Genomic DNA, 26143 nt, shown 5'->3' with positions numbered 1-26143 from the left:
AAAATGACAAAACTCAGCGTAAATATTAATAAAATTGCCACTTTGCGAAATGCACGAGGTGGCGAATTTCCAAGTGTTACAGAAGCGGCAATAAAGTTGCAGGAATTTGGCGCACAGGGAATTACAATTCATCCAAGACCCGATGAAAGACATATTACTCGAAAAGATGTTTATGACCTAAAATCTGTTGTAAAAACCGAGTTTAATATTGAAGGAAATCCACATCGTGATTTTATTGATATGGTTTTAAAGGTAAAACCCGAGCAAGTCACTTTGGTTCCCGACGCAGACGATGCGATTACGTCAAACGCAGGTTGGGATTGCAAAAAACACCAGGTTTTTTTAAATGAAGTTATTTCTGAATTTAAAAATGCAGGAATCAGAACGTCCGTTTTCCTTGATCCAAATCCAGAAATGGTAGAATTTGCGGCAAAAACCGGAACCGACAGAATCGAACTTTACACGGAAGCTTACGCAAAAGATTATCCAAAAGACAAAAATTTAGCCATAAAACCTTATTTTGAAACCGCTCAAAAATGTTTAGAATATAATCTTGGAATTAATGCAGGTCACGATTTAAGTTTAGATAATTTAAAATTTTTAGCCGATGAAATTCCTAATTTGTTGGAAGTTTCCATTGGTCATGCTTTGATTTCAGAAGCACTTTACATGGGAATGGAAAACACGGTTCAGGCGTATTTAAAGCGCTTGGCAAAATGGTAAAAATTTAATTTAATAAATTATAAGTTATTGGAAGAAAACATATTACACTCAAAAATTTACGGCAAAGAAAAACCAGGAATTCCACTTTTGGTTTTCCATGGTTTATTTGGAATGCTCGATAATTGGGGAAGTTTTGGTAAAGATTTTGGGGAAATGATGCCCGTTCATTTATTAGATTTAAGAAATCACGGCAAAAGTTTTCATTCTGAAAATATGTCGCATGACGATTTAGCGGAAGATATTTTAAACTATATGAACGCCAATAAAATCGAAAAAGCAAATTTGCTCGGTCATTCTTTGGGCGGAAAAGCAGTGATGCAATTCGCCATGAAATATCCGGAAAAAATCGAAAAATTAATTGTGGTGGATATTGCACCAAAATCTTATCCGCCGCATCATCAAGGAATTTTAAAGGCTTTGAATGATGTAAATTTAGATGAGGTAAAAAGTCGGGGAGAAGTGGAAGATATTTTGAGCCAATTCATCCCCGAGAAATCTGTGGTTTATTTTTTAGCCAAAAGTTTATATTGGACGGAAAATAGAAAATTAGCGTGGCGGTTTAATCTTAAAACTTTAACTGAAAAATATGCAGAATTTGTTTCAAATGCAACAAAGTTTGGTATTTTCGAAGGTGAAACTTTATTTATTTCCGGCGAAAAATCAAATTATATTTTGCCGCCAGATTCATTTTTGATTAAGCAACAGTTTCCAAATTCTAAAATTATCTCAATAAAAAATGCCGGACATTGGGTGCAAGCTGAAAATCCAAAAGACTTTCATGATGAAGTTTTAGAATTTTTAAGTAAATAAAAATGCTTGAGAAAAATACTTTGATATTGTTCTCACTAATAATGATATTTTTGTTTTCTTTTAATTTTAATGAAAACTATCTAAATAAAAATATTGAGAAAATTAAAAATAGAAAACAGGTTTGGTTTCGTAATGATTTTTTTTCGTTTGATCTATTTAAGTTAGAAAGAACGGATAGAAACTTAAAAAGTTTCTTTAAAGGACAAAGTATTTTCGTGATTATTATTATGACTATCGCTTTAATTTATACTATTTTAAAATCGTAATTTAGCGCAACAAAATTTAAAGATTTGATCCTCGTAACTGGCGCCACAGGAATTCTCGGTAGAGTCATCGTTTTAGAACTTCTAAAACGTGGAAAAACTGTTCGTGCAGCAAAAAGACCGACAAGTAATTTGGATGAAGTTCGGCATTCTTACCAATTTTACACAGAAAATCCCGATGTTTATTTTGATAAAATAAATTGGGTTGAGTTAGATTTTGAAGATAAAGATTCTTTAATCAGTGCTTTAGAAGGCATTTCCGAAGTTTACCATTGTGCGGCGAAAGTCAGTTTCCATCCCGATGATAACAGTGAAATGCTGAAATGCAACATCAATTTTACGGAAAATTTATTGTACGCCTGCGAAAATTCGGGTGTTAAAAAATTTCTTTTTGTCAGTTCCATCGCGGTTTTAGATAATGTAAATGAAAAAGGAATTTTAGACGAAGATTCTAATTTTAACCCGAAAGAAAACCATTCAGATTATGCTTTATCTAAACATTTTGCAGAAATGGAAGTTTGGCGCGCTTCTGCGGAAGGTTTGAACACAATCATCATTAATCCCGGCGTAATTGTCGGTTCCGCAAACTGGAAAAACAGCAGCGGAAAATTGTTTAAAGAATTAACTGATAACCAATTTTCATTTTCTGGCGGAACTTCTTATGTCGATGTTCGGGACGTGGTGAAAATTTCTATTGATTTAATGGAAAAAAATGTTTTTGGCCAACGTTTTATTGTCATTTCAGAAACTAAAAGTTATGAAGAAACTGCAAATTTTTTACGTCAAAAAGTAAATAAATCAAATGTTAAAATTCTTCCGATGTGGATTTTAAAGATTGGTGTATTTTTAAATTTTCTTTTTGGATGGCTTTTCAAACCTTTAAAAATGGTAAATTCCGTCAATATAAAATCGGTCAGTTATCAATCTGAAATTTCAAACGAGAAAATTATAAAAGAACTTAATTTCAATTTCATTCCCGTTTTTGAAAGCCTTGATTTTCATTTTAAAAATTATTTAAAAGACCACACTTCCGTTTAAAATTATTACATGAATTTAACAGAATTTCTAAATATAAATTCCGACAAATATTTAAAAAATCCCGCAATTGGATTTAAAAAGCGCGATGATTGGGAAACAATTTCCTGGTTGAAATTAAGGACTTTGGTTTTTAAAACGGCTAATGCGTTAAGAAAATCAGAAATTTGCGCAGGCGATAAAGTGGCGATTTACGCCGATAATTCTGCGGAATGGATCATTTTTGATCTGGCAATTTTATCTATGGGTGCCGTCACAGTTCCCATTTATTCCACCAATAACAAAGAACAGGCAGCATATATTTTAGAAAATTCTGAAACTAAAATTGTTTTGGTTGGAAATCAGCAACAATATGATGACTGTCTTGAAATTTTACAGGAAAGTCAGTCTTTAAAAGAAATTATCGTTGCTAAAAAAGCCGTTTGGATCAAGCAAGATCGCTCTGCTTTTCTGGAAGATTATATAGCAAAAGTGTCGGATGAATTTGAGATTGTTGAAAGAAATGACGAAGATTTAGCGACCATAATTTACACTTCCGGCACAACAGGCGTCCCAAAAGGCGTAATGTTATCGCACGGAAATTTCTTAAAAACGTTTCAGGCACATACTGACTTTTTCAAATTTGAGAACTTTGACAGACAAAAATCTTTGGCATTTTTACCTTTAAGCCATATTTTTGAACATTGCTGGACGCTTTATTGTCTTCAATCAGGCGTGAAAGTTTATTTTTTAGAAAACACAAAATTGATCGCAAATGCTTTGGTAGAAGTAAAACCTACTTTTATGTGTGCTGTTCCGAGGTTTTATCAAAAGATTTATGCGGGCGTTAATCAAACCATTGATCAAGGTTCAGAATCTAAAAAGAAAGTTTTCAAGTGGGCAATTAAAGTTGGAACTGAGATTTCTGAATTAAAAAGACAAGATAAATCAGTTTCTTTAGGTTTAATTTTTAAAAATTATTTTGCTAATAAACTGGTTTTTAACAAAATAAAGAAGAAATTAGGCGGTGAACTTTGGTTTATGCCTTGTGGCGGCGCGTCTTTGTCCGAAGATATTACGCGATTTTTTGATGCAATGGGAATTCATATTACTGTTGGCTATGGTTTGACTGAAACCACGGCAACTTTGACGGCTTTTCCATTTAAAAATTATCGACATGGAACGGCGGGAAAATCAATTGGTGACGTGGAAATAAAAATCGGTGAAAATGATGAAATTTTAGTCAAGGGAAGTAGCATCATGCAGGGTTATTATAAATTACCCAAAGAAACTGCCGAAGTTTTCACGGAAGATGGTTGGTTTAAAACGGGTGATGCTGGTGAAATTGATAATGAAGGAAATCTTAAAATAACGGATAGAATTAAAGATTTAATGAAAACCTCAAATGGCAAATATATTGCGCCACAACCGATGGAAAATGCCTTGTCTAATGATGCGTTTATAGATCAGGTGATGTTAATTGCAGAAGGAAAATCATTTGTTACCGCGGTAATTGTTCCGGATTTTGAAAATTTAGAAAAAGAATTACCGAAATTAAATATCAACTTGGATTCGTGGGAAAATGTGGTAAAGTTGCCGGCAATTCATAAGTTTTATGAAAATAAAATAAGTGAAATTCAAAAATCAATCTCCTCTTTTGAAAAGATTAAGAAATTTATTTTAATGCCTGAGGCTTTTGAGATCAGCGCTGGTGAAATTACACCTACATTAAAAATTAAAAGAAATGTGGTGTTGAAAAAATACCATGATTTAATAGAAGAAATGTATTAAGAAGATTTTAGATTTTAGACTTGAGATGTTAGACTTTAAAATAAGAAAATGACAAACGAAGATTTTTTTGGCGAGCAAAACTTTCAACTTTCCCCGCAGAAAGTAGAAAATTCCTGTCCGTCAAATATCGCTTTAATAAAATATTGGGGAAAATTTGAAAATCAGATTCCTGCAAATCCAAGCATTAGTTTTACTTTAAACGAATGCCGAACGGTGACGCAAATGCAGTTCTTTCCGAATGAAGAATTTTCTGTCGAAACCTTTTTGTCCGGAAATGAAGAAAAGAATTTTGCTCTAAAAATTGAAAAATATTTTAAAACAATTGAAATTTATTTGCCATGGATTTTAAAGGGAAGTTATAAAATTTCGACAGAAAATACATTTCCACACAGTTCTGGGATTGCGAGTTCTGCTTCAGGTTTTGGTGCGATCGCAAAATGTTTGATGGATTTGGACAATTTATTTACCGACAACCGACAACTAACAACCACCAACCAAAAAGCCTCTTTTTTAGCAAGATTGGGAAGTGGAAGTGCGTGCAGAAGTTTATATAATGGTTTGGTAGTCTGGGGCGAAACGCCAGTTGTAGAAGGAAGTTCAGATCTTTTTGCGGTAAAATATCCCGACACAGAAATTCATCAGATTTGTAAAAATTTTAAAGATTGGGTTTTATTGATTCACGAAGGTGAAAAAAGTGTTTCTTCAACGGTTGGTCATGGTTTAATGAAAAACAATCCTTACGCTGAAACACGCTTTCAGGAGGGGCGTGATAACTTTGTGGTCATAAAAGAAATTCTTAAAAATGGAAATTTAGCAGAATTTATCACTTTAGTTGAGCATGAAGCCTTGACTTTACATGCGATGATGATGATGAGTGATCCAGCATTTATTTTAATGAAAACCGGAACATTGGAAGTTATCAATAAAATTTGGGTATTTAGAAAAGAAACCAATTTGTCTCTATTTTTTACTTTGGACGCTGGCGCAAATGTGCATTTGTTGTTTCCAAATGATAATGATTGCGCAAAAATCGAACATTTTATTGAAAGTGAATTATTACAGTTTACTCAGAAAGGCGGCGTTGTGAAAGATGAAATGAGGTTTTAATATGAAATAAAACTTAAAGTGCTTTTAATTGTTTTAATGATTCTTTTATTAATAATTTTAATTTTTTACAAAATGGAAGTTATTGAAGTTGGAACAGGAAGTTGGGGAAAAAATAGAACAATTAATTGGTAAAATGGTTTTAACCACATTTTTGTCATTCCGAAGGAATCTAAGCAAAGTAAAAATGTAATTATTTCAGTTCAAAAAGATGATTTTGAAAATCTAAATTTGGGTTATATTTTCGGATCATGTCCATTTTCTTTTGACGGGAAAAACTTTTAATTTCTTTTTCTCTCAAAATAGCATTTTGAATCCAATCAAACTTTTCATAATGTACTAGAAAGTGGACATTATATCTACTTGTAAAACTATTCAGATTTACATTCGTTGAATGCTGCTGTAATCTGATATGTAAATTATTTGTTACACCAGTGTAAAGAACCGTTTTACGTTGATTCATTAAAATATAAACGTAAAAAGTGTAGATTCCATCGCTGGTTTCGATCATCGTTTTATTATTCTTTACTATGCTTAGATTCCTTCGGAATGACAAAAATGATTTGTAATTATTATTTTTTCTTTAAAATTACATTATTTTTGTACAACTTTTAAATCATGCAAAAACTTTTCTACATTATTGTTGGCGCAACACCAAAAGGCAGAAACACGGAGCAACACGATGTTTTTTTTGGTATTGCTGAAAATATAAAAGATCTGATCCCGGAAATAAAAGCGTTTTGGCCGGAAACGAAAGGTAAATTTCATTTGGATGCTTATCAGGAAGTGCGGTTTGTAGATGGTTTTGAAGTTAAAATTGTTCCAAGAAACAATGAAATAACTGAAACTGAACATTTATTTTTCATCAATCTTGGTGGATACAAACCGAATTTTTTTGATGAATTTCACGAAAAGTATTTAATGGTTGGCAAAAAAATGTCGGAAATTATTAGACGTGTGAAGAAAACTGAGTTTTATAAAACAATGGGATTCTCTGGCGCAGAAAGTCATATTGATGATAAATATGGCGTTGACATTGATGATATTTATAAAGTTGAAGATCTACTTTCAGCGGAAATAAAAGAAAAATTTTCTATTGTTGTGGAAAAAACCAACACAGAAGTTCAGAAAAATGTGACAAATATTGGATATTTCAGTTTAAAAAGTTTAAAATAATTTTTAAAACCTACAACCTAAAAATATGAAAATCGGAATTCTTGGTGGCGGACAATTGGGCAGAATGTTTATACAGAATGCTTTAAAATATGATGATGAAATTTATACTTTAGATCCTTCGGAAAATGCGTCTTGTGCAAATATTTCTCATTTTTCAAAAGGTGATTTTAATGATTATCAAACTGTTTTAGATTTTGGAAAAGACAAAGATGTAGTTAGTATTGAAATTGAACATGTGAATGTTGAAGCGCTTTTTCAATTGGAAAAAGAAGGTATAAAAGTCATTCCTTCCGCGGAAATTATTAAAATCATTCAGCAGAAAATTTTGCAAAAAGAATTTTATTTACAAAATGAAATTCCGAGTCCTGATTTTCAAATTATTCAAAATAAAAGTGAATTAAATTTTCCATTTCCTTTTGTTCAAAAATTAAATACCGGCGGTTATGACGGAAAAGGCGTGCAAATTATTAAGTCTGAAAATGATTTAGAAAAACTTTGGAACGAACCTTCAGTCATTGAAAGTTTGGTTGATATTGACAAAGAGTTATCCGTGATTTTGGCCATTAATGAAAATGGCGAATCTCAAACTTTTCCTGTGACAGAAATGGTCGCCGATCCGGAATTAAATTTGTTGGATTTTAATATTTGTCCGACTGAATTATCTGAAAATATTGAGTCGCAAATTTCTGAAATTGTTGAAAAATTTAAAGTAGCGGCAAAATCTGCGGGTTTATTTGCCATTGAATTATTTTTAGATAAAAAAGGAAAAATCTGGGTGAACGAAACGGCTCCGAGATTGCACAATTCCGGTCATCAAACGCAGGAAGGAAACTCTAACTCGCAGTTTGAGCAAATGTATCGCATTTTGAAAAATCTTCCTTTGGCAGACACAGATTCTTTCGGATTTAGCGGCATGTTGAATCTGATTGGTGCTGAAAATTATTCGGGAGAAGTAAAATATGAAGGTTTGGACGAAGTTTTGAAATTGGAAAAAACTTACGTTCATCTTTACGGTAAAAATGATACAAAACCCGGACGGAAAATGGGGCATATCAATGTTTTGGCTAATTCACGGGAAGAACTTTTAGAAAAATTGATTCATATCAAATCTGTGGTAAAGGTAATTTCTTAATGAAAATTTAATTGATCAAATTTTTTCTCGCAGATTTTATTAGATGGCGCAGATTTTTTTGATAATAACTCTTCAATTGGAAAAATAAATTTGAATACACGAAAAACCGCGCCCCGACCTGAACGGAAATCCTTTTTGCTTTAAAAAATTTTCTTTTTTTTAATGTTCATGTTTGCAAAAAGATTGGGAGTGGAGGGCGGAAATGTGCGCCCTAAAAAATTAAACTTTGCTGATCTTCGGTTTGTAATTGGTGATAAAAACGCCGGTTATAATTAGAACGGCCGCGATCAGAAATTTCACGGTAATTTCTTCATTTAAAAGCAACCAGCCTAAAAATATGGCGATAATGGTATTGACGTAAGAAAGTATGGCGACTTGCGTTGGAAGCAATCTTTGCAGCAAGTAATTGAAGCAGAAAAAGGCGATCAAAGAGCCGAAAATACCGAGGTAAATTATGGCTAAAAATCCTTTTTGATCCCAACTTTCAAAGTTTATAACGGGTGAAAATAAGAAGCCAAAAATGATCTGAACCACGCCGGCGAAAGAAAACTGGTAAAATAAATTCAGTATAATATTTTTGTTATTGTTTAAGACTTGTTTGCTGTAAACAGTGCCGATTGCCCAACCTGCGACGGCGAAAAGCATTAAAATTAATCCTGTTCTGTAATTTTCATTAACCAGATCTTTCAAACCGTCCCAAAATATTAGAATAATACCGGAAAATCCCAGCGCCACGCCAATTAACGAACGGGTTTTGATTTCTTTTACGATAAAAATAGCACTTAAAATAAATACTAAGATCGGTGAACACGAGGAAACTAAAGACGCCAAACTTGAAGTCACGTTTTTTTCGGCCAAAGTCGTTAAGCCGTTGGCACCGACCAACATAAGCGTTGAAATTAAAAATTGCTGCGACATACCTTTCCATCCCAACCACTTTAATTTTTTGGAAAATATGAGATAAAAAAATAGGATTGCGCCTGCCAAAGATTGTCGAAAACCTGCTACAAACCAAGGAGGAACGGTTTGAACGGCGATTTTAATACCGAGAAAAGTAGTGCCCCAGACTGCAGCAACGATGACGATAGCCGCAATTAATTTAAAGTTCTTCAGATCTAAAATTTTCACGGTACGAAGATATTTATTTTCAGGCGATGTTTAGTATCTTTACGGTGTTAATCAGCAAAATAAAATAGAAATGGTCGGCATTATAATGGGCAGCAAAAGTGATTTGGGAATTATGGAACAGGCCGCAGATTTTTTAAAATCTTTAGAAATTCCGTATGAATTGACAGTTGTTTCTGCGCACAGAACGCCAGAAAGATTGTTTGATTATTCAAAAACGGCAAAAAAAAGAGGTTTAAAAGTAATTATTGCTGGTGCCGGAGGTGCTGCACATCTGCCCGGAATGGTCGCAAGTTGCACGACTTTACCCGTAATTGGCGTGCCGATTTTATCTTCAAATTCTATTGATGGTTGGGATTCTGTTTTGTCTATTTTGCAAATGCCTTCGGGAATTCCTGTGGCAACGGTTGCTTTAAACGGCGCAACAAATGCCGGAATTTTGGCAGCAAAAATTATGGCAACTTCTGATGAAAATTTAGCGAAAAAACTGGAAGATTTTCAAAATTCTTTAACGGAAAAAGTTCTGGGAACTGTGGATGAAATTAAAGATTTGCATCCAAATTCTTACGATTAGGTTTTAATTTTCTCGCAGATTTCACAGATTGAGCAGATTTTTTTATCTGTAATGTCTTATCTGCAATATTTGTGAAAGTGAATTCTTATTTATTATTTTCAAACAACCATTCAAAGGCTTGTCCGAATTCCTGTGACCAATAAGATTCTGAATGTGTGCCGTATTCGCTGAATTTATCTCTGATATTTTTTTTAGGAACGCCTAATTTTATTAATTCTGCTTCGGTTTTTTGAATATCGGGAACCATATCTTCAGATTCTTTTAAACCGGCGTAAAAATAAATTTTTGAGTTTTTTAATTTCTTGGCATTCTTGCGAATATAGAAAGTCAGATCTTCGGGTGCAAACCAAAAACTTGGACTAAAAATTCCCAGTTTGCCGAACTTGTTTGGATATTTTACGCCGGCGTAAAACGAAATTAATCCACCCATTGAACTGCCAATCAATCCCGTATATTTTGGTTGTGCTAAAGTTCTGTAATTTTTGTCTACGAAAGGTTTCAAGGTATTTGCTAAAAAATCAACGTATAAATCGCCTTTTCCTCCGCCGTATTTTTTATTGATCCAGGGGGAATATTCATTGAGTCTTTCTGCGCCGCCATTTTCAATTCCGATAACGATAGCATCTGTTTTATGTTGGGAAAAAAGCGCATTTAATGTTTCATCGACTTTCCATTCGCCGGAAAAAGAAGTCGCATCATTGAATAAGTTTTGACCATCTTCCATGTAAACAACGGGATATTTTTTCTTTGACGTTGCGTAATTTGGCGGAAGATAAATCCAAATCTTTCTAGTAGTTTTTAATTGCGGAATACTGAAATTTTCACTTAAAACTGTGACGTTTGAAGACAAAGTATTTTTTTTCTCTGCAAGTTTTTGCCAGGAAAGTATCTGAATATTTACGGGATTTTTTTCCGTTAAAGCATTGTATTTTCTGTTGCTTAAAGTGTTTCCATATAAATCGCCTTCTGCAAAATCCCATGATCCTTCGGTGATTTTATATTCAAAATTTTCTGTATTTTCTGGAATTTCTAATGAAAAAGTTTCGTCGCCGTTATTTATAAATTGAAAATTTGGATCTGAAGGATTCCAATTATTTGATGAAGAGGCCATAAAAAATTTAGCATCTTTTGGCGTATTTTCAGGTAGCGAAGTTATTTTAAATGCAATCTGGGCGGAAATTAAAGCATTGATCAAAAGTGCGAAAAGCAAAAAATAATATTTCATTTAGTGAATATGTTTATTTCAAAGTTAGGGAATTTTGATTGTCTAAAATTTACAAAAAAACGAATATTCTTTTGGAATATATAAATTTTCAGAATTCTTATTGTACTAAAATGCTTCTTTGCAAAAAAAAGAAACGCTTGTCTTAATAGCCCGGATAGAAATGGAAATCCTTTTTTTAAATGACGGAGGAATTTGAAAAAAGATTGTAATGGATAGCCGGAATAATTTTCGGAAAATGCAAAAATGTTGTGCTCCAAAAATTATTTATTAAAGAATTCCATCAGATCCATATAATTTTTTTGGTTGACACCGTGTCCACTCATGTATTCTCTAAAACTGAAGAAACAGCCTTTGTGATAGAGATAATCTGCAGCTTTTCTGCCCCAATCCAAGGGAATTACGGCGTCATCTGTGCCGTGAGAGATGAAAATTTTTAATTTTTCAAGTTGTTTTTTGTCCTTTGAGATGTTATCGAGTAATTTTTCTTCGGGATAAGAACTCAAAATTGCGATTTTTGAAAATAATTGGGGATTATTGAGAGCCAAAGCGTAAGTTAAAATGCCGCCCTGACTAAATCCGGCAAGATGAGTTTCGTTCTCGGTTAATCCATAACGGTTTGAAATTTCTAAAATTGCTTCTAAAATTCCTTTTTCTGCTGCTTTTGCCTGATCAATATCCATTGGATTTTCTTTGTTCATCAAGTCCAGATCAAACCAGGAATGGCCACCATATTCTAAAACCAGCGGCGCGCGAAAGCTGATGATCAGCCAATCTTTTGGCAAAGTTTCCCTGAAGCTAAAAAGATCTTCTTCATTGCTTCCGTAGCCGTGAAGCAAAATTAATAGCGGAGTTTTTGAGATAATATTTTCGGGTTCACGAACGAGATATTTTAAATCCATAATTTTTATTTGAATTAAATTTGATTCAAAACTTTAACCAAAATTTTTTTTCTGACAATTAGACATAAAAAAATCGGGCACTGAACCCGATTTATTCTTAAAATTTTTCTCTAGTTGGTTTTATCGCAATTCTGTTGAGTTTTATCAGTTTTAATTTTTCTAAACCTAACATTATTACATATGTAGGATCAATTTCGTGCCATCTTACGCCACCAAAATTTGGTCTGCCGCCGTGTTTGTGGTGATTGTTATGATACGCTTCACCCATCATTAACCAATCAAAACGCAATAAATTTTTTGAAGTATCGCTTACTTTAAAATTGGTGTAACCGTAAATGTGTGCAAACCAGTTGATAATTACACCGTGAATTGGTGCCATCATATAAGCCACAGGAAGTAAAAGCCATTCCCACCAATGATTGGCAAAAATCACAAAAAATACGGTGTAAAAAACGCCCCAACCGATTCTTGAAACCCAGGAACTTGCAAATTTGTCAAATGCTTTCCATTGGGGAACATTTTTGGTGAATTTTTGCTCAACATCTATTTTTTCATTGTTGATGTTGTAGTATATATTTTTGGTTCGCCACATCATTGCAAATAAATTTGGGTCATATTTTGGGGAATGCGGATCTTCTTCTGTATCGGCAAAAGCATGATGCATTCTGTGCATAACGCCGTAGCCATAGGCAGAAAGATAGTTGGAACCTTGAGTAATCCACGTTAAAACGAAGCATAATTTTTCTCCGAATTTTGACATTCTAAAACTTTGATGTGCCGCATATCTGTGCAGAAAAAAAGTCTGGAAAAACAGGCCGGAGTACCAGAGGACGATGATGAATATTACGATTGTCATAATTGATTTTTGATTTTAACAAAGTTAATGAATTTAGTAAACGCAAAGTATGATTTTACTCATAAGTACGATGTTTAAAATAAGATTTTCAGCAAAAAAATAAGAAGCCTTTTTTAAAAGAACTTCTCATAATATACTGATTAAAAATTGCTTTAGATTTAAGCTAAAAACTCAAGGTCTTTGTCTTTAAAATTATTCTTCTCTACCAATTTTGTCATGGTTCTAAGCATTTTGATGCGTAGTTTTGCCATTTTACGGATATTAGAATCTGCGCTGTAATTAAAAATAGAATCTTTAAAAGTAAAAGTATCTCCTTCCTTAAATTCAATATCGTCATTTTTCAGTTCTCCAAGCAGCATTAAATTGGTCATTTGCTCTAAAACTTTATGCTCCATTTTTAATAGTGATCTTAAAGATTTTAGAAGCTCTTTTTTATATTTTTTCTTACTCATTTTGATAAGTTTAAGTATTTTATTTAATTGTTTTTAATTATTTAAAGATAAAAAATTTATTGTTTAAATTAAAAATCCGGTTGGCAAACTTACTATAATTTTGTGTAACAAAAATTGCTTTTTTTCAAGGTAAAATTTAACTAAATTTGGCTTTTAAAATTTTAATCTGAAATCCCAATTTATATCATGAACAACGATCCGATATTTAACTTAATTGAGCAGGAACGCGACAGACAGACGCACGGCATAGAATTAATTGCATCAGAAAATTTCGTTTCAGAAAATGTGATGAAAGCTGTTGGAAGTGTTTTAACGAACAAATATGCAGAAGGTTATCCCGGCAAAAGATATTATGGCGGATGCGAAATCGTAGATGAAGTGGAAACTTTGGCTATCGAGCGCGCCAAAAAATTATTTGGGGTAGAATATGCCAATGTTCAGCCACACTCTGGTTCTCAAGCAAATGCAGCGCTATATTTGGCTTGTTTAAAACCTGGCGATTCCATTTTAGGTCTTGATCTTTCTATGGGCGGCCATTTAACACACGGCAGTTTTGTTAATTTCTCGGGCATTCAGTATAAAGCTAATTTCTACGGCGTGGAGCGCGAAAGTGGTTTAATAGATTACGATCATATGCGAAAAGTGGCTTTAGAAACAAAACCAAAAATGTTAATTGCCGGATTTTCAGCGTATTCCAGAGATCTTGATTATAAAAAATACAGAGAAATTGCAGATGAAGTGGGCGCTACTTTATGGGCAGATATTGCACATCCCGCTGGTTTAGTGGCAAAAGGTTTGCTGAATTCTCCCTTCGAACATTGCCATATTGTAACTACCACGACGCATAAAACTTTGCGCGGTCCACGCGGTGGAATGATCATGATGGGTAAAGATTTTGAAAATACTTATGGTCATAAAACGCCGAAAGGTGAAATGAAAATGATGAGTGCCGTTTTAGACAGCGCCGTTTTTCCAGGAATTCAGGGCGGTCCTTTGGAGCATGTGATCGCAGGAAAAGCAGTTGCATTTGGGGAAGCTTTGGAAGATCATTTTTTAGTTTATCAAAAACAGGTTATTGCCAATGCAAGAGCTTTAGCTAAAGCTATGATAAGCAATGGTTTCGATATCGTAAGTGGCGGTACGGATAACCATTTGATGTTGGTTGATCTTCGAAATAAAAACGTGAACGGAAAAGAAACTGAAAAGGCCCTCGTGAAAGCAGACATCACGTGTAATAAAAATATGGTGCCTTTTGATGATAAATCACCTTTTACGACCTCAGGAATTCGTTTGGGAACTTCAGCAATTACAACGCGCGGTTTGAAAGAAAACGATATGGAAATGATCGCAGGGTTAATTTCGGAAGTTGTTTCTGATCTATCAAACGAAACTGTTTTAGCAAAAGTAAAAAAAGACGTTAATCAATTAATGGAAGGGAAGGCGTTGTTTAATTATTAAATCAGAGCCAAGAATTTAGAGTCAAGAGCCAAGAAATTAAAATCTCATTTGGAACAAAAGTATTACACATTACCAGAAATAAAATTAAAAATGGTAAATTATTGTGTTTACCAAGATCGCTGTCATAAAGAAGTTGAGCAAAAATTCAGAGATTTTATTTTAGTTCAGGAAGCAAAAGATGAGATCATGCTTTATTTGCTTAGAGAAAATTATTTAAATGAAGAACGTTTTACGCGAAGCTATATCAGAGGAAAATTCTACCAAAAACACTGGGGTAAAAACAAGATCACCAGCAGTCTAAAATTTAAAGGAATTACTCAGAAATTAATTCAGAAATCAATGGATGAGATAGATGAGGAAGATTATGAAGACAGTATCCGGAAACTTTATTTACAACATTTTGAACTTCAAAAGGAAAGTAAGGTTTTTATCAAAAAGCAAAAAACTTTGAAATATTTAATTGGTAAAGGTTACGAATATGAAATTATTTTAAGACTAACTCAAGATTTGTCTTAAGTAGCTAATTATTTATTACTTTTGAAAAAAAATAAAATACTGATAGATCAACCAAGGTATCATAAAAATTTAAAATGAAGAAAATTCCACTTTTTTTAATGCTCACATTTTCCTGCTGTCTTTCTGCACAGCATTTTAAATACGGCGTTTCAGGTGATTTTCATAAAGGATCGATCGTGAATGTGCATGATGCATCCAAAGGAAAATACGGTGGTGGTTTGGGTGGATTTGTGCAATGGCCTTTGGTGGAAAATGATGTGTTTGATTCTGCTTACCTTTATTTAGAACCTCATGTAGATTTTAATACGCAAGGTGAAATTGCGAAGGCGGAAAATGAAATTCAGAAATATAGCAGTAATTACGTGTCCATGTCAGTTTATTTCAGATTTTTTTTCCATCAGGGAAATATGAAGCGAGATCTGTTTTTATTTGCCGGTCCTCGTGTTGAATATTTGGTATCATACAAAAGAGATACATCGCAGTTTTATGAAGATGCCTATTATAAATTTAATTTGGATAATAAAGTAAACAGACTAAATTACGGTGTTACCGTTGGCACAGGTCTTCAAATTTCCCAGCAGTGGGAAGCTTTTTTAAGATACGACAGAGGTTTTGCAAAGTTTTATTCTGATAATCCGGCAAATACTTACAATAGACTTTTAGCAATAGGTTTAAATTATTACATTAAAAGTAACTGGTAAAAATATAAGAAAAGCTGAACTTTTTTCAGACCAATTTTACATCTCATGACAAAATTTTTTTTCTTTTTTATTTTGATCGGCATTTTTTTGTTACAATCCTGCAGTCCGAAAAAAAATATGATCTACATGCAGAATAATAATTTCGAGCAGGAGGTCGCGAGGGCAAAATATGAGGGTCTTCATATTCAGGAAGGTGACATTTTATTAATTAATATTTCTGCATTTGACGAAACTGCGGCGCGTCCTTTTAATCTTTCCACACTTTCCCAAACTGGAAAGCCGGAAGGTAGTTCGGGTGGAAGTGCTTCAGTTGCTGATGAATATACCGTGAACGCCGAAGGAATGATTTCATTTCCTGTTTTAGGTAATATTTATTGTAGAAATTTAACCAAAGAACAACTTAAAACTGATATTGCAAACCGTCTAAAAATCTATCTCACAGATCCGGTGATCAATATTACTTTAAAAAATTTCAGCATTAGTGTATTGGGTGATGTGGGAAGTCCGGGGCAGAAAACATCCACTTCAGAAAAGTTAAATATTTTCCAGGCAATAGCGCTGTCAGGCGATTTGCAGCAATCAGCTAACAGAACTAATGTTAAGATTTTAAGGTATAATGAAAATGAAGGCAAAGATAAAATGGTGTCAGTCGATCTTTCAGATGCTTCCATCGTAAACTCACCTTATTATTATCTTCAGCAAAATGATATCGTTTACGTTGAACCTGACAGAAATAAACAGATCGAAGCCAATACGACGAACCCAAACAGAAATCTATTTTTACAGCTTGGAGGAGTTGCACTTGGTTTAATTACGTTAGTCATCAGTTTAACCCGTTAAAAAAAATGGAATTACTTGAAAATGCGGTTCCGGAATCACGGGCAATATCTATTAATCTTAAAAAAGAATTAGGTAGATATGTCAAAAAATGGCCGTGGTTTCTTTTGACAATGCTTATTTTTTATACAGTTGCAAAAATCTATCTTCGTTATGCGCAACCTCAGTATTTCACGACCACGACTTTAAAACTTCAGGAATCCAAAGCGCAGAATGCGGCTTTAAGTGATCTTAAAAATTTAGGAATGGGTGTTTCCGGAGATGAAGAATTACAGGGCGAAACTACCATTATCGTTTCAAAACCTATTTTAGAAAAGGTTGTAAAAAATTTAAATTTAGACGTTACATTTTTTAGCAAAGGATCAATTAAAGAAGTTGAATTGTATGACGATTCGCCTATTTTAGGTAAAATTTTAAATTTAAAAAATCCTGTCGGTTTTGGTGGTGCATCTTTTTTTGTAAAACCGCTGAATGGTAAAAGTTTTATTTTAGCCGGCGAAAATGGTGGAGCGCAGAAACAGTATGATTTTGGTAAACCTTTTCAGCTGGATTTTGGCACAGTGCAGTTTGATTTAAAACCTTACAGTGAATTTTCCGGACCAATTAAAGTTTTATTCAGCAACAGCGCAAATGTTGCAGGTAATTTAGAAGGGAGAATCAGCGTTTCTTTACCGCAAAATAAAGGTTTGCTGATGCAGGTCGATCTTACTGGGCCAGTTCCACACAAATCAGAAAATATTTTAAATAATCTCGCAAAAGAATATATAGTTGACGGTATTAATGATAAGAATATCGAAGCGCGAAACACGCAAAATTTTATTAATGACCGTCTTGATATTATTTCCGGAGATCTTTCCGGTATTGAAACGGAAAAAGAAGGTTTTAAACGAAATAATCAGATCACAGATCTTGAAGCGCAGGCAACACTAGCTTTAAGTAATGCAGACGCCGACACGAAGGCGGCTTTTGGTTATAATACACAGCTAAATTTAATTAACTCAATTTACAACTCAACAGGTGGTGAACAGCTTTTACCAAGTAATATGGGACTTCCGGCGAGTTTAGACGCATTGATCACACAATATAATAATTTATTGCTTTCCAAAAACCGGCTTTCAAAACAAGCTACGAGTTTAAATCCGGAAGTCGTTGAGATGAGCAAACAAATTGCTTCGGTGAAAAATTTGATCCGCAAAAATCTGATAGAGTCCCGTGAAAATTTGATGGTGCAGCTTGGTCAGACCAAAGGGCAAATAAATGTTGCAAAAGATAATCTTAATAAATATCCAACACGAGAAAAAGTTTTTAGAAGTATTGAGCGCCAGCAAACTTTAAAAGAACAGCTCTATCTTTATTTACTGCAAAAAAGGGAAGAAAACGCTATTACTTTGGCCGTTACTGCGCCAAAAGCAAAAATAATAAATCCTGCTTTCACAACCGGAATCGTGAAGCCAAACTACAGCCAGATAACAAATGGTGCTTTATTGATGGGTTTTTTATTACCTTTAGTTTTATTTTTAGGATTTAATTTTCTGGACAGCAAGATCCACAATAAAAATAATATACTAAGTTTGATTCCTGATGCGGTTGTGATTGGTGAAATACCTGTCAACAAGGAAAAAACTCCAAAAGTTCATGATAATGATTTTTCTGTCTTTGCAGAATCATATCGCATTTTAGTATCTAATCTAAGATTTTTTCTTCGCGCAAAAAACATCAACAGCGGAGGCGTTATCTTAATCACGTCATCCATTAAAGGGGAAGGAAAAACAACAGTTTCTATGAATACGGCGCTTACGCTTGCCGGAAAAAGTAAAGTGATCATTATCGGGGCAGATATCCGAAATCCTCAACTGCATCGGTTTATTGAAGGTGAAAATTTTGGTTTGACTGATTACCTCATTTCAGAAAATGAAAATTTTGAATCTTATATTAGAAAATCTAATTTATCCACAAATCTTGATGTGATGTTTAGTGGGCAGATTGCGCCCAATCCCAACGATCTGCTGGATATGAAAAAGTTTGATGATTTGATTATTTCTTTAAAGGAAAAATACGATTATGTCGTTTTAGATTCAGCGCCTGTAATGTTGGTGAGTGACACATTGAGTTTAATTGCTAATTCTGACGTCATTCTATATGTTATAAAATCTGCGTTTACAGAAAAAGAGATGCTCAGTTTTGCGGGTGATTTTAAGAAAGAAAACCAAATAAAAAGTCTGGTTTTTGTATTAAATGCGGTAAAACCTCAAGACACAAAATTTGGAACAAAATACGGCTACGGCTATTATTCTTACTACAGCAACAGTAAAAAGAAATGGTGGAAAAATTGGATTTAAGATGAAGGAAGAGCAACCAACTTATTATATAAATTCCAGACATCGTATTTTTGATTTAGAGCTGAAAGAAGTTTGGCGCTACCAGGATCTTCTTGGTTTATTGGTGAAACGGGATTTCATAACTTTTTATTTTTAATATTGAATATAGTTAAAACCAATCATCCACTTGTTAGTGTTATAGTTGTATCGTACAATCAGGGCAAATATATTACCCAAATGTTAGATAGTCTAAAAAATCAGACTTTTTATAATTGGGAGCTGATTGTAGCTGATGATGCTTCAAAAGACAAATCCGTAGATATATTTAACAGTTGGCTTTTAAATAATAAAGTTTCAGCAAAGAAAATATACCATGACAATAACAAAGGACTTGCAACAGTATTGAATAAAGCTGTAGAAATTTGTGATGGTGAATTCATCAAAATTATTGCGGCTGACGATTATCTCCATTCTGAATATTTAAAAAAATGTATAAATTTTTTAGTGGAAAAAGGTGAATCATATGGAATGGTTTTTACAGACACATTCGCCGTAAGTGAAGAAAATAAATTATTACCAGACATTGCAGATTACAATAGTTTAGCCAACTTAGATCCAATTTATTTTAATGAGATGCTATTATTTGGAAACAGGATAGCTGGTTTAACGGTTTTAATTAGAAAAAAAGTTCTCATAGAAACGGGAAAATATGACATTAAGTTTTTGATAGAGGATTATTACAGATGGCTTAAAATAAGTGAGAAATATTTAATAGCATACATTCCAAAGAAGCTAACTTATTATAGGTTACATGAAGAAAACATTTCAAAAATAAAAGCAGAAAGAATAGGCTTAGAAGCAAATTTTCTTCCCCTTCTATTTGATAAAAAAGGTCATTTAAAGACAAAAATTGATAATTATATTCAAGAGTTGTATTTAAATAAAAAAAAGATACCAATGTATTTATTGAAAATTTATTTTAGTTATCCATATGCAAAACACACATTAAAGTTCTGTATAAAAAATAAAATTCCTTCTTTATTTTATCGCGCTTTTTTCAGTTTATCAGTTCGGCTAGGTTATAAATTTTAAATATTTAATAAAAATATCTAATTTCATAGGTTTATATAGTTTACAAAAAATATGTTGTCCACAAATATCTCTATTATCGTTCCCTGTTACAAGCAGGCAAAATATTTGGATGAATGTTTGCAATCTGTTTTTGATCAAATTTTCACGGATTGGGAATGTATTATTGTAAATGATGGCTCTCCCGACGACACCGAATTTATTGCCAAAAAATGGATCGAAAAGGATTCACGATTCAAATATTTTTATAAAGAAAATGGAGGATTGTCTTCAGCAAGAAATTTCGGTATAGAAAGCGCGGTGGGAGAATGGATTTTACCGTTGGATGCTGATGATTATATCTCTGATGATTATCTTCAATTAGCCAAAAGCCATTTTAAAAATAATAATTTAAAGGTTATTTATTGTCTGGCCAGGAAATTTGGTTTACAAACTGAGATACTTAAACTCGAAAAATTTTCTTTAAAACAGCTTGCCTTAGAAAACGTTATTTTTTGTACTGCATTTTATAAAAAAAGTGACTGGCAAAAAGCTGAAGGTTACGATGAAAATTTAAAATCAGGCTATGAAGACTGGGAATTTTGGATTAATATTTTAAAAGAAAGCGGCGAGGTTTTGAAGTTAGAAAAAGTTTGTTTTTTTTATAGAATAAAAGAAGATTCAATGCTGATAAATCTGAAAAAAATTAATGACGAGAGCACAATTCAGTATATTGAAAATAAACATAGATTATTTTTTGAAAAAAATCTGGGTTCAATAAGAAATTTATACCGTGAAAATGAGCAAAATAAAAAAGTTTTGGATGCAATAAATAAAAGATTTTTTAGCAGAGTAGTTAACAAACTCTATTCTATAAAAGAAAATTTTTTCAATAGGTTTTAATTTAAAATCATGAATAAACTTGCTGTCATAATTCCTTTTTATAGATTACATTATTTCAGAGAAACATTGTTATCATTGGCTTCACAAACAGATCATCGATTTAATGTCTATATTGGTAATGATGCAAGCGCGGAAAACCCGAATGAATTGTTGAAAGAATTTAAAGGAAAATTTAATTTAACTTATAAAAAATTTGAAAAAAATACTGGAGTAATTTCTTTGACAAAACACTTTGAAAGATGTTTGGAAATGGTAAACAATGAAGAATGGTTCATGATTTTGGGAGATGATGATTGTTTGACAGAAAATGTTATTAAAGCTTTTCACGAAAATCTTCAGGTTTTTAGGGATAGATCGAATGTGGTGCGCTTTTCCTCGCAAATAATGAACGGCAAAAGCCAAAATGTTTCAGGCGTTTTTAATAATCCCAGGTATGAAAATGCTATCACTTCGTACTGCCGGAAACTTCAGGGAAAAACCCGTAGTTCTTTATCAGAATTTATTTTTCGCAAAAAAACTTTTGATAAATATGGTTTTAAAGATTATTATCAAGCCTGGACTTCCGATGACCGGGCAATTATTGATGTTTCAGAAGCGAAAGATATTTTTTCTATAGATGAGATTGTACGTGTTCGTAATTCTGAAATTAATATTTCGGGCGGTAATAATGCTACACAACCAAAAATAAATGTAAGGTTAAAATCTGCTAGAGAGTTGATTTCAGACTATAAAAAAATAATGACTTTAGAAGAACGTGTCATCATTTTTGGCGCTTTTGAAGGACAGTTTTATTTAAAAAAAAATCCTGCAATTAAGTATTATCTATTTTTGTGGAAAGAATCCTTTAATATTAAAGGTTTTAAATATCTTTTTTTGCAATTAAAATCGTGTTTTTACAAAATAATTGGAATGTCTAAAAAAAATATTGAATCCTGATGGTCTCCATTATTGTACCGATATTTAATGCGTCTGCTTTTTTACGGCGAACTCTTAAAAGTATTACAGACCAAACTTTTACAGATTTTGAAGTTATAATGATTGACGATGGATCAACAGATGATTCGGCGGAGATTTGTAAATTGTATGTAGAAAAAGACAAAAGATTTAACTATTTTTTTAAATCTAATTCCGGTGTTTCCGATGCCAGAAATTTAGGTTTAAATAAATCAATAGGCAATTATATAGCATTTTTGGATGCAGACGACACCTATGAAAAGCTGTTTTTAGAAAAACTTGTAGATTTAATTACTACCAATAAAACTATTTCAATTGCTGTCTGTGATATTACTGTTATTGATAAGGACGGAAAAAAAGTTTGCTCAGATTTTAAGATTGAGCAAAAAGCTGTTATAATGACTGATTATGAATTTTGCGCGAAGCAAAATTTCTTAGGCGCTGCAACGTTATGGAATAAAATTTATAGGAAAGAGGTGTTTGAAAACCTTAGATTTCCGTCTGGATTACTGTTCGAAGACAATTATGTTTTCCATGAAATCTTTGGAAATTTAAAATATTCGTTAGTGCTTCTAAATGAGTATTTGTATAATTACCATCATAATTCTTCCAGCATTACGCGAAAACAGTTAACTTTTGGTAGATATAAAGATTACATCAAAGGTTTGACGAGGAGATTTGATTTTTTTACGTCAAATCCTGTTTTTTCATGTGCTGCAAGTCAAACAAAGAATTTAATTCTTTATGAAATTGTGCAAAATTTTATAAGTAATGAAATAGTTAGGAATGATCTGACCTCCCGTAAATTTTTATCTAAATTTTTATTGACATCTAATGTTCATTATAAAACAAAAGCGCTGGTATTTCTGAAATTATTTTTATCATCAATTTCATTTAAATCAAGAAATTAATATTTAGAAAGTTGCTTTAAATGAAAAATTACATCTATTATATTTACTGGTTTTACCGCACTTTGCCTTATAGGTGGAACTTTCCGAAGTACAAAATAATGTCCGTGGAGGAAACAATTTCTGATATTATTAGCCAAAAAAAAAGCATTTCCCGTTTTGGAGATGGAGAATTTCTTTTGCTATTAAAACAGCAGGATCTTGGTTTTCAATCACAAGACAATCTTCTTGCAGATAAATTGCTTGAAGTTTTAAAAAACAGAAATCCAAAATTTCTTGTTGCCCTGCCCGATAGTTTAGCGCGGACAAAAGATCTGCAGCGATTTGCCCGTGTTTACTGGCTTTTATTCATTAATACACACGGTAAAAAGTTAAAGGAAATTTTAGATTTAGATTATAATTACGGCAATTCAAATGTGACACGGCTTTATTCAATTTTAAAAAATAAGTCAAGATCGAAAATATATTTTGAGCAAATCAGAACAATTTGGGAAAATCGAAATATTTTAATTATTGAAGGCTCGCTTTCAAGATTAGGTGTAGGAAATGACCTTTTCAATAATGTAAAAACTCTACAAAGAATCATTTGTCCGCATAAGAATGCCTTCGAAAAATATGTCGACATAAAAATGAATGCAGAAAAATTTGGAAGGGATAAATTAATTCTTTTTGCTTTAGGACCGACGTCGACAGTACTCTGTTCAGAACTTGCAAACGGTGGTTTTTGGGCAATTGACATCGGACACATTGATGTAGAATATATGTGGATGCTGATGGGAACAAAAGAAAGAATTGCTATTAAAGGAAGGTTTGTAAATGAATCTGACAACTCAAAAGGTTACGATCTCGATCATGAACTATTGGAAATTTACAGAGAATCAATTATTTTAGATTTGTCAGTTTAAATTTTCTATTTTTGAAACCATCGTATTAAACATTTTTTTTAATTAAATCATGACCAAAGTTTCGCTCATTACCGGCTGCTTCAACGGGGAAAAATTTATTCCGCGGTGTTTTGCGTCTATCTTAAGCCAAACTTATAACGATCTAGAAGTTATTTTTGTAGACGATGGCTCTACCGATACCTCTTTAAAATTAGCAGAAACCTACCGTGAAAAGTTTCTGCAAAAAGGATTTAGTTTTAAAATTGTTTCCCAAAAAAACATGGGTTTCTATCCGCAATCGGGTATAAAGATTTCTACCGGGAAATATATAACAACGCTTGATATCGATGATATTTTGTTGCCAGGATCTATTCAGAAAAGAGTAGATTTTTTGGAAGAAAATCCGGATTTTTCTGCAGTGAGAACAAATGGCGCGATCGTTCAGGAAAATGACAATTCAAAACCGATTTCCTATTTTATGGATGATTTTTATGAATCGAAAAATGTTTTTGAAGATCTTTTGGAAGGAAAAACAACGAATATACCGGGAACTTATATGGTATGCGCTGATATTCTTTTTAAATATTATCCAGATAAAATAATTCCCATGAACCGTTTTACACAAAATCTACAGATCCTGTTGCCTGTCACATATCAAAGAAAAGTAGGTTACATTCATGAAATTTTAATGCATTATATGCGTCATAATGAAGCATTTACAGCAGATAAAAATGATTATTTTACTACAAAAAAACAGTATGAATCTTTCAAAGAAGTACGAAAATCTTTACTTTTAAGAATGAATTTACTAACGTCTGAAAGACAAAATAAACTAGATCAAACTTACAATTCAATATTTCTGGAGCTTGCTTATAAATTTAACAAAAAAGATGAATTTAAAAATTTATACAAAACTTTAGAAAGACCCAATTTTGAATCTCGTGTAAAACATGCACTTTTCTCCCGAAAAAAACTTAGCACTTTTTTGGTTAGATTGGAAGGTAAAATTAAAAGAAGAAAACATTAAATTTACTTTTTACTAAAAACCGTGAATTCATCAAAAGTCATTCAGCTCGTCGTAGAAAACAATCTTTGCATAGGTTGCGGATTGTGCGTTTACAAATGCCCATCTGATGCTTTGGAAATGAAATGGAACAGTGAAGGTTTTTTAGTGGCAAATGAAATAAAATCCTGTGATTGTGAAGGTAAATGTTTGGAAGTCTGCCCGTTTAATCCCTTTCCGAAAGATGAAGTAAAAACAGAAAATGAGATCTCAGATTTATTTTTGAAAAATTCCCCTAATTTTCATAAAAAAATCGGAAAATATAACAATATTTACGCAGGTTTTTCTGAAGAATTCAGACTTAATTCCTCTTCCGGCGGACTTGGAACTTACATTCTCACTGAATTATTAGAAAATAAAATCGTCGATCATATTTTTTCAATTAAAGAAACTAAAAAATCGGGCGTTTTTTATGAATATTCTGTAAGTAGTTCTAAATCTGATTTGTTAATTGCTTCAAAAACAAGATATTTTCCGGTAACTTTATCCACCGTTTTTTCTAAAATCGATAATTTGGAAGGAAAAATTGCAATAGTTGGCGTTGGTTGTTTTATAAAAGCCATCCGTCTCGCGCAAAATTCTGATCCGAAATTAAAAGATAAAATCCCTTTTTTGATCGGCATTATTTGCGGCGGTGTTAAAAGTAAATTTTTCACGGAATATTTAGCCTCAAAAATTAATATTAAATCAGAAAATATTCATAATCCTCAGTTTCGAAAAAAAAATATTGAAAGTTCTGCGAGTGATTATTCTTTTGCCTGCGAAAATGAAGATGAGGTTGAAAAATCTATTCGTATGAAAACAGTGGGTGAAATGTGGGGAACCGGACTTTTTAAAAATAATGCCTGTGATTTTTGTGATGATGTCACTACAGAATTGGCAGATATTTCTTTGGGCGACGCCTGGATGGATCCTTTCGACAAAGATGGAAAAGGCACAAATGTAATTGTAACCCGTTCTTTACTGGCAGAAAATTTAATAAAAAAAGGTATTCAAAATAAAAGTCTAAAGGTTGATTTTTTACCACTTGAAAATTTTTTAGCCTCGCAAGAGGGTAGTTTTAATCACCGGCATTTAGGTTTGCCTGCAAGGATTGAAATTGCTAAAAAAAATAATCAGTTAGTACCACCAAAAAGAAATGAAAAAGAAAAGGTACCTTTTGATTTCAAATTGGTTCAGAAACAAAGAATAAAAGTTCGGGCAGAAAGTTTAGAGATTTGGAAAAGTAATCCAGACGCAAAATCATTTGATGCAGCAATGGAAAAACCTTTAAAAAAATTGAAATTATACACTGAAATTTACCACAAAAGAAGAAGGCTAAATTATTTGAGATCGAGATTTTATGAGATTTTAAAAGAAAGAATTTTATTTAAAAATAATCCTAACTAG

At 32.6% G+C, this 26143-nt stretch carries 27 protein-coding genes; 21 read left to right on the top strand and 6 right to left on the bottom strand.

Annotated elements, in window-relative coordinates; all coding sequences use genetic code 11:
* Positions 1-3: 3 nt before the first annotated feature.
* The 5 genes from BM238_RS06405 (at position 4) to BM238_RS06380 (ending at position 5708) form a co-directional block, all read left to right on the top strand.
* Complete coding sequence (locus BM238_RS06405; RefSeq protein ID WP_090079378.1) at positions 4-723, top strand: pyridoxine 5'-phosphate synthase; 720 nt, start codon at positions 4-6, stop codon at positions 721-723.
* 27 nt (positions 724-750) lie between these two features.
* Positions 751-1533 carry an alpha/beta fold hydrolase gene (locus tag BM238_RS06400; RefSeq protein ID WP_090079377.1) on the top strand — a complete coding sequence of 261 codons (783 nt, stop codon included), beginning with the start codon at positions 751-753 and terminating at the stop codon, positions 1531-1533.
* Positions 1534-1823: 290 nt separating this feature from the next.
* Positions 1824-2834: an NAD-dependent epimerase/dehydratase family protein gene (locus BM238_RS06390; protein ID WP_090079375.1), complete on the top strand. Its 1011-nt coding sequence runs from the start codon at positions 1824-1826 to the stop codon at positions 2832-2834.
* A 9-nt stretch (positions 2835-2843) separates the two neighbouring features.
* Positions 2844-4601 carry an AMP-dependent synthetase/ligase gene (locus BM238_RS06385; protein ID WP_090079374.1) on the top strand — a complete coding sequence of 586 codons (1758 nt, stop codon included), beginning with the start codon at positions 2844-2846 and terminating at the stop codon, positions 4599-4601.
* A gap of 48 nt (positions 4602-4649) precedes the next feature.
* Positions 4650-5708, top strand: a complete 1059-nt coding sequence (locus BM238_RS06380; RefSeq protein WP_090079373.1) for a diphosphomevalonate decarboxylase — start codon at positions 4650-4652, stop codon at positions 5706-5708.
* Between the two features lie 190 nt (positions 5709-5898).
* Here the strand turns inward: BM238_RS06380 and BM238_RS06375 are convergent, their stop codons facing one another.
* Entirely contained in the window at positions 5899-6216 is a 318-nt protein-coding gene (locus tag BM238_RS06375) for a GIY-YIG nuclease family protein (RefSeq protein WP_090079372.1), read from the bottom strand.
* 107 nt (positions 6217-6323) lie between these two features.
* On the opposite strand from BM238_RS06375, the gene BM238_RS06370 reads away from it, so the two are divergent.
* Positions 6324-6881 (top strand): DUF1543 domain-containing protein, encoded by a 558-nt coding sequence (locus tag BM238_RS06370; RefSeq protein ID WP_090079371.1) that lies wholly within the window; start codon positions 6324-6326, stop codon positions 6879-6881.
* A 25-nt stretch (positions 6882-6906) separates the two neighbouring features.
* Complete coding sequence (locus tag BM238_RS06365) at positions 6907-8013, top strand: 5-(carboxyamino)imidazole ribonucleotide synthase (protein WP_090079370.1); 1107 nt, start codon at positions 6907-6909, stop codon at positions 8011-8013.
* Between the two features lie 219 nt (positions 8014-8232).
* Here BM238_RS06365 and BM238_RS06360 read toward each other — a convergent pair whose 3' ends face one another.
* Entirely contained in the window at positions 8233-9141 is a 909-nt protein-coding gene (locus BM238_RS06360; RefSeq protein WP_233741931.1) for a DMT family transporter, read from the bottom strand.
* A 70-nt stretch (positions 9142-9211) separates the two neighbouring features.
* Between BM238_RS06360 and purE the strand changes: the two genes are divergently transcribed.
* Positions 9212-9712, top strand: coding sequence for a 5-(carboxyamino)imidazole ribonucleotide mutase (gene purE / locus BM238_RS06355; protein ID WP_090079369.1), 501 nt, complete (start codon positions 9212-9214; stop codon positions 9710-9712).
* Positions 9713-9797: 85 nt separating this feature from the next.
* On the opposite strand, the gene BM238_RS06350 is transcribed toward purE, so the two are convergent.
* The 4 genes from BM238_RS06350 to BM238_RS06335 form a co-directional block, all read right to left on the bottom strand.
* A complete protein-coding gene (locus BM238_RS06350; protein ID WP_090079368.1) occupies positions 9798-10937 on the bottom strand; it encodes an alpha/beta hydrolase in 1140 nt (379 codons plus the stop codon).
* Positions 10938-11197: 260 nt separating this feature from the next.
* Positions 11198-11836, bottom strand: coding sequence for an alpha/beta hydrolase (locus BM238_RS06345; RefSeq protein ID WP_090079367.1), 639 nt, complete (start codon positions 11834-11836; stop codon positions 11198-11200).
* A gap of 97 nt (positions 11837-11933) precedes the next feature.
* Complete coding sequence (locus tag BM238_RS06340) at positions 11934-12692, bottom strand: acyl-CoA desaturase (RefSeq protein WP_090079366.1); 759 nt, start codon at positions 12690-12692, stop codon at positions 11934-11936.
* 158 nt (positions 12693-12850) lie between these two features.
* Positions 12851-13144: a hypothetical protein gene (locus tag BM238_RS06335; protein WP_090079365.1), complete on the bottom strand. Its 294-nt coding sequence runs from the start codon at positions 13142-13144 to the stop codon at positions 12851-12853.
* 186 nt (positions 13145-13330) lie between these two features.
* Here BM238_RS06335 and glyA point away from each other — a divergent pair, with 186 nt between their 5' ends.
* From glyA to BM238_RS06275, 13 genes are all read left to right on the top strand, one after another.
* On the top strand, positions 13331-14602 hold the full coding sequence (glyA, locus tag BM238_RS06330) for a serine hydroxymethyltransferase (RefSeq protein WP_090079364.1): 1272 nt from the start codon (positions 13331-13333) through the stop codon (positions 14600-14602).
* Between the two features lie 90 nt (positions 14603-14692).
* Positions 14693-15118 (top strand): regulatory protein RecX, encoded by a 426-nt coding sequence (locus BM238_RS06325; RefSeq protein ID WP_090079754.1) that lies wholly within the window; start codon positions 14693-14695, stop codon positions 15116-15118.
* 74 nt (positions 15119-15192) lie between these two features.
* Entirely contained in the window at positions 15193-15819 is a 627-nt protein-coding gene (locus BM238_RS06320; protein WP_090079363.1) for an outer membrane beta-barrel protein, read from the top strand.
* A gap of 126 nt (positions 15820-15945) precedes the next feature.
* Entirely contained in the window at positions 15946-16659 is a 714-nt protein-coding gene (locus tag BM238_RS06315) for a polysaccharide biosynthesis/export family protein (protein WP_233741930.1), read from the top strand.
* A gap of 5 nt (positions 16660-16664) precedes the next feature.
* A complete protein-coding gene (locus tag BM238_RS06310) occupies positions 16665-18995 on the top strand; it encodes a GumC family protein (RefSeq protein WP_090079361.1) in 2331 nt (776 codons plus the stop codon).
* A 1-nt stretch (position 18996) separates the two neighbouring features.
* On the top strand, positions 18997-19131 hold the full coding sequence (locus BM238_RS14595) for a hypothetical protein (protein ID WP_262490312.1): 135 nt from the start codon (positions 18997-18999) through the stop codon (positions 19129-19131).
* A complete protein-coding gene (locus tag BM238_RS06305) occupies positions 19068-20066 on the top strand; it encodes a glycosyltransferase family 2 protein (protein ID WP_090079360.1) in 999 nt (332 codons plus the stop codon). The genes BM238_RS14595 and BM238_RS06305 overlap by 64 nt, the downstream gene beginning before the upstream one ends.
* Before the next feature lie 51 nt (positions 20067-20117).
* Positions 20118-20945, top strand: coding sequence for a glycosyltransferase family 2 protein (locus BM238_RS06300; RefSeq protein ID WP_090079359.1), 828 nt, complete (start codon positions 20118-20120; stop codon positions 20943-20945).
* A gap of 9 nt (positions 20946-20954) precedes the next feature.
* The gene (locus tag BM238_RS06295) at positions 20955-21881 is read left to right on the top strand and encodes a glycosyltransferase family 2 protein (RefSeq protein ID WP_090079358.1); all 927 of its coding nucleotides are present in this window, start codon (positions 20955-20957) and stop codon (positions 21879-21881) included.
* The gene (locus BM238_RS06290; protein WP_090079357.1) at positions 21881-22810 is read left to right on the top strand and encodes a glycosyltransferase family 2 protein; all 930 of its coding nucleotides are present in this window, start codon (positions 21881-21883) and stop codon (positions 22808-22810) included. Before BM238_RS06295 ends, BM238_RS06290 begins: the two co-directional genes overlap by 1 nt.
* A 20-nt stretch (positions 22811-22830) precedes the next feature.
* A complete protein-coding gene (locus tag BM238_RS06285; protein WP_090079356.1) occupies positions 22831-23712 on the top strand; it encodes a GT-D fold domain-containing glycosyltransferase in 882 nt (293 codons plus the stop codon).
* Positions 23713-23761: 49 nt separating this feature from the next.
* Positions 23762-24718 carry a glycosyltransferase family 2 protein gene (locus BM238_RS06280; protein ID WP_090079355.1) on the top strand — a complete coding sequence of 319 codons (957 nt, stop codon included), beginning with the start codon at positions 23762-23764 and terminating at the stop codon, positions 24716-24718.
* 21 nt (positions 24719-24739) lie between these two features.
* Positions 24740-26143: a Coenzyme F420 hydrogenase/dehydrogenase, beta subunit C-terminal domain gene (locus tag BM238_RS06275; RefSeq protein WP_090079354.1), complete on the top strand. Its 1404-nt coding sequence runs from the start codon at positions 24740-24742 to the stop codon at positions 26141-26143.

This window comes from Halpernia frigidisoli, assembly GCF_900113805.1.
Taxonomy (GTDB): domain Bacteria; phylum Bacteroidota; class Bacteroidia; order Flavobacteriales; family Weeksellaceae; genus Halpernia; species Halpernia frigidisoli.
This window is presented reverse-complemented; position numbering and strand designations above follow the sequence as displayed.

Bases quoted from the DNA above. Each gene is read 5' to 3' on its own strand.
- BM238_RS06405 (WP_090079378.1), top strand. From the start codon at position 4: ATGACAAAACTCAGCGTAAATATTAATAAAATTGCCACTTTGCGAAAT.
- BM238_RS06385 (WP_090079374.1), top strand. From the start codon at position 2,844: ATGAATTTAACAGAATTTCTAAATATAAATTCCGACAAATATTTAAAA.
- BM238_RS06380 (WP_090079373.1), top strand. From the start codon at position 4,650: ATGACAAACGAAGATTTTTTTGGCGAGCAAAACTTTCAACTTTCCCCG.
- BM238_RS06375 (WP_090079372.1), bottom strand. From the start codon at position 6,216: ATGATCGAAACCAGCGATGGAATCTACACTTTTTACGTTTATATTTTA.
- BM238_RS06370 (WP_090079371.1), top strand. From the start codon at position 6,324: ATGCAAAAACTTTTCTACATTATTGTTGGCGCAACACCAAAAGGCAGA.
- BM238_RS06365 (WP_090079370.1), top strand. From the start codon at position 6,907: ATGAAAATCGGAATTCTTGGTGGCGGACAATTGGGCAGAATGTTTATA.
- purE (WP_090079369.1), top strand. From the start codon at position 9,212: ATGGTCGGCATTATAATGGGCAGCAAAAGTGATTTGGGAATTATGGAA.
- BM238_RS06350 (WP_090079368.1), bottom strand. From the start codon at position 10,937: ATGAAATATTATTTTTTGCTTTTCGCACTTTTGATCAATGCTTTAATT.
- BM238_RS06345 (WP_090079367.1), bottom strand. From the start codon at position 11,836: ATGGATTTAAAATATCTCGTTCGTGAACCCGAAAATATTATCTCAAAA.
- BM238_RS06340 (WP_090079366.1), bottom strand. From the start codon at position 12,692: ATGACAATCGTAATATTCATCATCGTCCTCTGGTACTCCGGCCTGTTT.
- BM238_RS06335 (WP_090079365.1), bottom strand. From the start codon at position 13,144: ATGAGTAAGAAAAAATATAAAAAAGAGCTTCTAAAATCTTTAAGATCA.
- glyA (WP_090079364.1), top strand. From the start codon at position 13,331: ATGAACAACGATCCGATATTTAACTTAATTGAGCAGGAACGCGACAGA.
- BM238_RS06325 (WP_090079754.1), top strand. From the start codon at position 14,693: ATGGTAAATTATTGTGTTTACCAAGATCGCTGTCATAAAGAAGTTGAG.
- BM238_RS06320 (WP_090079363.1), top strand. From the start codon at position 15,193: ATGAAGAAAATTCCACTTTTTTTAATGCTCACATTTTCCTGCTGTCTT.
- BM238_RS06315 (WP_233741930.1), top strand. From the start codon at position 15,946: ATGCAGAATAATAATTTCGAGCAGGAGGTCGCGAGGGCAAAATATGAG.
- BM238_RS06310 (WP_090079361.1), top strand. From the start codon at position 16,665: ATGGAATTACTTGAAAATGCGGTTCCGGAATCACGGGCAATATCTATT.
- BM238_RS14595 (WP_262490312.1), top strand. From the start codon at position 18,997: ATGAAGGAAGAGCAACCAACTTATTATATAAATTCCAGACATCGTATT.
- BM238_RS06300 (WP_090079359.1), top strand. From the start codon at position 20,118: ATGTTGTCCACAAATATCTCTATTATCGTTCCCTGTTACAAGCAGGCA.
- BM238_RS06295 (WP_090079358.1), top strand. From the start codon at position 20,955: ATGAATAAACTTGCTGTCATAATTCCTTTTTATAGATTACATTATTTC.
- BM238_RS06290 (WP_090079357.1), top strand. From the start codon at position 21,881: ATGGTCTCCATTATTGTACCGATATTTAATGCGTCTGCTTTTTTACGG.
- BM238_RS06285 (WP_090079356.1), top strand. From the start codon at position 22,831: ATGAAAAATTACATCTATTATATTTACTGGTTTTACCGCACTTTGCCT.
- BM238_RS06280 (WP_090079355.1), top strand. From the start codon at position 23,762: ATGACCAAAGTTTCGCTCATTACCGGCTGCTTCAACGGGGAAAAATTT.